Source organism: Sphingomonas segetis, from assembly GCF_009720245.1.
Taxonomy (GTDB): Bacteria; Pseudomonadota; Alphaproteobacteria; order Sphingomonadales; family Sphingomonadaceae; genus Sphingomicrobium; species Sphingomicrobium segetis.
Genome location: NZ_WJSQ01000183.1, coordinates 1 through 4636 on the forward strand (window position 1 = coordinate 1; position 4636 = coordinate 4636).

Annotated in this window: 3 protein-coding genes and 2 pseudogenes; all 5 read left to right on the forward strand. The window is 67.1% G+C overall.

All coding sequences use genetic code 11. From position 1 onward, the window contains the following. Nucleotides 1-606: pseudogene (locus GH737_RS15445) on the forward strand (TonB-dependent receptor); the annotation flags it as partial. A 46-nt stretch (nucleotides 607-652) separates the two neighbouring features. Beyond that, nucleotides 653-1963: a histidine--tRNA ligase gene (gene hisS, locus GH737_RS13120; protein ID WP_155265248.1), complete on the forward strand. Its 1311-nt coding sequence runs from the start codon at nucleotides 653-655 to the stop codon at nucleotides 1961-1963. Continuing rightward, nucleotides 1960-3045, forward strand: coding sequence for a peptide chain release factor 1 (gene prfA / locus GH737_RS13125; protein WP_155265249.1), 1086 nt, complete (start codon nucleotides 1960-1962; stop codon nucleotides 3043-3045). Before hisS ends, prfA begins: the two co-directional genes overlap by 4 nt. Continuing rightward, nucleotides 3042-3869 carry a peptide chain release factor N(5)-glutamine methyltransferase gene (gene prmC, locus GH737_RS13130; protein ID WP_155265250.1) on the forward strand — a complete coding sequence of 276 codons (828 nt, stop codon included), beginning with the start codon at nucleotides 3042-3044 and terminating at the stop codon, nucleotides 3867-3869. The genes prfA and prmC overlap by 4 nt, the downstream gene beginning before the upstream one ends. 231 nt (nucleotides 3870-4100) lie before the next feature. Next, nucleotides 4101-4403: pseudogene (locus GH737_RS16135) on the forward strand (DUF4167 domain-containing protein); the annotation flags it as partial. Nucleotides 4404-4636 lie beyond the last annotated feature (233 nt).

A 4636-nucleotide genomic window follows, 5' to 3' on the forward strand; every position in this document is an offset into this window, starting at 1 on the left:
AGCGGAGAGCGGGGCTTCAGGGGCCGCGGCTTCGGCGGCCGCGGCGGCGGGCGGTTCGGCGGCGGAGACCGCGGGCGGCTCACTTTCTCGCTCACCGATACCATCACTTTCGTCGACAAGGTCCAGGTCGGCCCCGGCCTGCCCGGGATCGACTATTTGCATGGCGACGCGGCGGGCTCGGGCGGCGGAACGGCGAGGCACCTGGTCGAGGCGCGGGCCGGCTATTTCAACAACGGCCTCGGCGCGCGCCTGAGCGCCAACTGGCGCGGCGGGACGACCGTTAACACGCTGACCGGCGACGACCTGCGCTTCTCTCCGCTTGCGACTTTCGACCTTCGGCTCTTCGCGAATCCAGGCGACATCCCCGAAGTCGCTCTGAAGCATCCGTGGCTGCGCGGCACGCAGGTGCAGCTGCGCGTCGACAACATCTTCAACGCCAGGCCCAAGGTACACGACGCCGCCGGCAACGTGCCGCTGGGCTATCAGCCAGGCCTTCTCGACCCGCTCGGGCGCACGATCATGATCAGCTTCAGGAAGCTGTTCCTGCCGAGCCCGAGCTGGTTCCGGCGGCAGGCGCAGGAGATGCAGCAGCAGCAGTCGCGCTGACGCGCGAATTTCGCTTGTCGCGAAATTGTGCTTTAGGCCCGCGACGATGACGCCGGTTCAGCCCGTCCGGGGCACGCAAAGCCTGCTTGGAGAAGACGCCGACCGCCTAGCGGCGGTGGTTTCGGCGTTCGATCGCGTGCGCCGGCTTTACGGCTTCAAACGGGTCGAGGTGCCGACCATCGAGCACACGGCGGTGTTCGCCCGGACCATCGGCGAAACTACCGACGTGGTTTCGAAGGAAATGTATTCGTTCGAGGACCGCGGCGGCGAATCGATCACGCTGAGGCCCGAGTTCACCGCGGGCATCTGCCGGGCCTATCTAAGCGAAGGCTGGCAGCAATATGCGCCGCTGAAGGTCGCGACCCACGGCTCAGCGTTCCGTTACGAGCGGCCCCAGAAAGGCCGTTTCCGCGAGTTCCGCCAGCTCGACGCCGAGATCATCGGCGTCGGCGAGCCGCAGGCCGACGTCGAGCTGCTCGCCTTCGCCGACCAGCTGCTGAAGGAGCTCGGGATCGACGGCGCGATCCTCCAGCTCAACACCCTCGGCGACCCGGAGACGCGCTCGGCTTGGCGCGATGCCCTCCACGAGCATTTCCGGGGGCACGCTTCGGCGCTGAGCGAGGACAGCCAGGCGCGGCTCGAGCGCAATCCGCTGCGCATCCTCGACAGCAAGGCGCATCAAGATTGGCCGATCGTCGACAGCGCGCCAGTGATCGACGATTTTCTTACCGCCGAGGCGGCGGATTTCTTCGGGAAGGTGACGGAAGGCATCGATGCGGCCGGAATCCAGTGGGGGCGCGCGCCGCGACTGGTGCGCGGCCTCGATTATTACCGCCACACCGCGTTCGAATTCGTGACCGACCAGCTGGGCGCCCAAGGCACGGTGCTGGCGGGCGGCCGCTACGATGGGCTGATCGAAGCGCTCGGTGGACCGCACACGCCCGCAGTCGGCTGGGCGGCAGGGGTCGAGCGGCTGGCGATGATGATTGATGCTCCCGCGCGCGATAACCCTGAAGCTGTGCTTTTGCCATTGGGCGAGAGGGCAGAGGCTGCTGCCCAAGGCATTCTCGCCGCATTGCGTCGGAGTGGGACCGCCGCCGAGGCGCTCTACAAAGGTAACTTGAAGAAGCGTTTGACGAGAGCTTCAGCGAGTGGCGCAGAATATGCGCTGCTGCTCGGTGACGATGAGTTGGCGGACGGCAAGATCACTGTGCGCAATCTTGTCGAGGGGCAGCAAGCCACAGCATCTCTCGAGTGCATCGGCCATGTGCCGTTGTCGCTGCTTTGGCAGGTCGATACCGGTAGTCCCAGCTCGCCCGGCGCGCAGCACATCAAAGATTTGTTGTCAGGGCGATGACGCAAATCTCATCCGAACGGATCGCCTCGATCGAGGCGCGCAAGCACGAGCTTGCGGAGGCGATGGCGCGCGGCGATTTGTCGCGTGACGAGTTCGTCCAGCTGTCCAAGGATTATGCGGCGATCGAGCCGGTCGCCGCCGCCGCGCGCGAAGTGCGCCGCCTCCGCGCCGAGCTCGACGTGCTCAACGGCCTCGTCGCCGACCCGACCGCCGAGGCTGAGCTCAGGGAAATGGCAGCGGCCGAGGCCGACGATATCCGCCGTCGCCTCCCCGATGCCGAGCGGGCGCTGGCGCTCAAGCTGCTGCCCCGCGACGCCGCGGACGAGCGCGCCGCGATGCTCGAGGTGCGCGCGGGGACAGGCGGCGATGAAGCGGCATTGTTCGCGGGCGACCTGTTGCGCATGTATCAGCGCTTCGCCGAAACCCAGGGCTGGCGCTTCGAGCTGATCTCGGCGAGCGCTTCGGAGGTCGGCGGCTACAAGGAAGCGATCGCTTCGATCCACGGCGCCGGCGTGTTCGCCAAGCTCAAGTTCGAAAGCGGCGTGCACCGCGTCCAGCGCGTGCCGGTCACCGAAAGCGGCGGACGCATCCACACCTCCGCGGCGACGGTCGCGGTGCTTCCGGAAGCGGAGGACGTCGACGTGCAAATCGACGACAAGGACCTGCGCATCGACGTTTACCGGTCGTCCGGCCCCGGCGGACAATCGGTCAACACGACCGATAGCGCCGTCCGGATCACGCACCTGCCCACCGGCCTCGTCGTCATCCAGCAGGACGAGAAGTCGCAGCACAAGAACAAGGCCAAGGCGCTGAAAGTGCTCAGGACCCGTCTGTTCGAGCTGGAGCGCGAGCGGCTCGCGAGCGAACGCGCCGGCGCGCGCAAGTCGATGGTCGGCTCGGGCGACCGGTCGGAGCGGATCCGGACCTACAATTTCCCGCAGGGGCGGGTCAGCGACCACCGCATCAACCTGACATTGCACAAGCTCGAAGAAGTGCTCGAGGGCCCCGGCCTGACCGAGATCGTCGACGCCCTGGTCGCCGAGGATGAAGCCGAGCGGCTCGCCGGTTTGGAAGAGGCGTGAAGCCGATCATTCGAGCGCTCGACGATGCCACACGCCAGTTGAGCAAGAGAAGCGATTCCGCCCGCCTCGACGCCGAGCTGCTGATGGCCGAAGCGCTCCACATCGACCGCGACAAACTGTTGCTGAAACCCCCGGAGCGCAAGGTGCCGGACCGGTTCTGGCACATGGTCACGCGACGATCCGAAGGGGAGCCGGTCGCCTACATCACGGGCCGGCGCGCCTTCTGGAACATCGAGCTCCACGTCGGCCCCGGGGTGCTGATCCCCCGGCCGGATTCGGAAGTGCTCATCGCCTCGGCGATCGAGCATTTCGACGGCACGCCCGGGCCGCAGCGCATCCTCGACCTGGGCACAGGTCCGGGCACATTGCTTTTGGCCGCGCTCGACATCTGGCCCAAGGCTACCGGACTCGGGATCGACGTTTCGCGGCAGGCGCTATCCTATGCTTCGGCTAATGCCCGGCGCCTCGGCTTTGAGCCGCGCGTAAAGCTGATGCAGGGCAACTGGGCGGCCGGGCTGGTCGACGAGTTCGACCTGATCCTGTGCAATCCGCCCTATGTTGCCGACGGCGCGGACCTCGGTCCCGGGGTGCGAGAGTTCGAGCCGGACGAGGCCTTGTTCGCCGGGCGCGAGGGGCTCGACGCCTACCGCCAGGTTGCGCCGCGACTGCCTCGTCTGCTCGCCGCCGGCGGGCTCGCGGCAATCGAGATCGGCCCGTCGCAAGCGGACGCCGTCACGGCGCTGCTCGCCCGAGATGGCCTCGACGCAAAGGTTGCGGATGACCTCGCCGGACGCCCGCGCGCCGTCCTTTTAACCTGGGTTTGAGCGAAAAAGCTTGGCAGACGCGTCCCTGCGCACTACATCAGTGTCCTGGGCCGGGCCCGCTCCCTTTCACAAGCTGAGCGCATCCCGATCCAACCCCCGACGCAATCGGCCGTTCGTCTGGCGCTTTGGAATGCGCAGACCGGAACGAGAGGGTCAGGAGCTGCGCATGGTCGCGGCCCTGCCCGACTGAGGGGCCAAGGGGGCTAGCCACACTCGTAAGGACGTAGGCATTTGATCAATAATCGTCAGGGTGGCCGCCGACGCGGCCGCGGGGGCCAAGGGGGCCGGAACATCGGCGGACAGCCGGGTAACCGCCAGGACAACCGCCAACGCGGCAACGCCGCGCAGCTGCTCGAGAAATACAAGAGCATGGCGCGCGATTCGCAGCTCGCGGGCGACCGCGTCCAGACCGAATATTACCTCCAGTTCGCCGATCACTATTTCCGCGTGCTGAGTGAGAGCCGGGCGCGCTTCGAAGAACAAAGCCCGCGGCGTCAGCGCGACGACGATAACGACGACGAAGACGGCGATGACGAATTTGCCGATTCCGAGGAAGCGGAGGCTTCCGGCGGCGACGTGCGGCCGCAGCGCCAGGAACGGCCGGAGCGCCAGGAGCGCAGCGATCGCCCGAACCGCCGCAATCGTCAGCCGCGGGGGCGAAATCGTCGGCGAACGATACGCCAAGGTATCGTCGCCCGAATCGATCCGCTTCCCTGCGGGGCGCAAGGCCGGCGGCGTCTTGACCTTGCTGGTCGACGGCGCGCACG

Coding starts and splice junctions, on each gene's coding strand:
- hisS (WP_155265248.1), top strand. CDS start 653: ATGACGCCGGTTCAGCCCGTCCGGGGCACGCAAAGCCTGCTTGGAGAA.
- prfA (WP_155265249.1), top strand. CDS start 1,960: ATGACGCAAATCTCATCCGAACGGATCGCCTCGATCGAGGCGCGCAAG.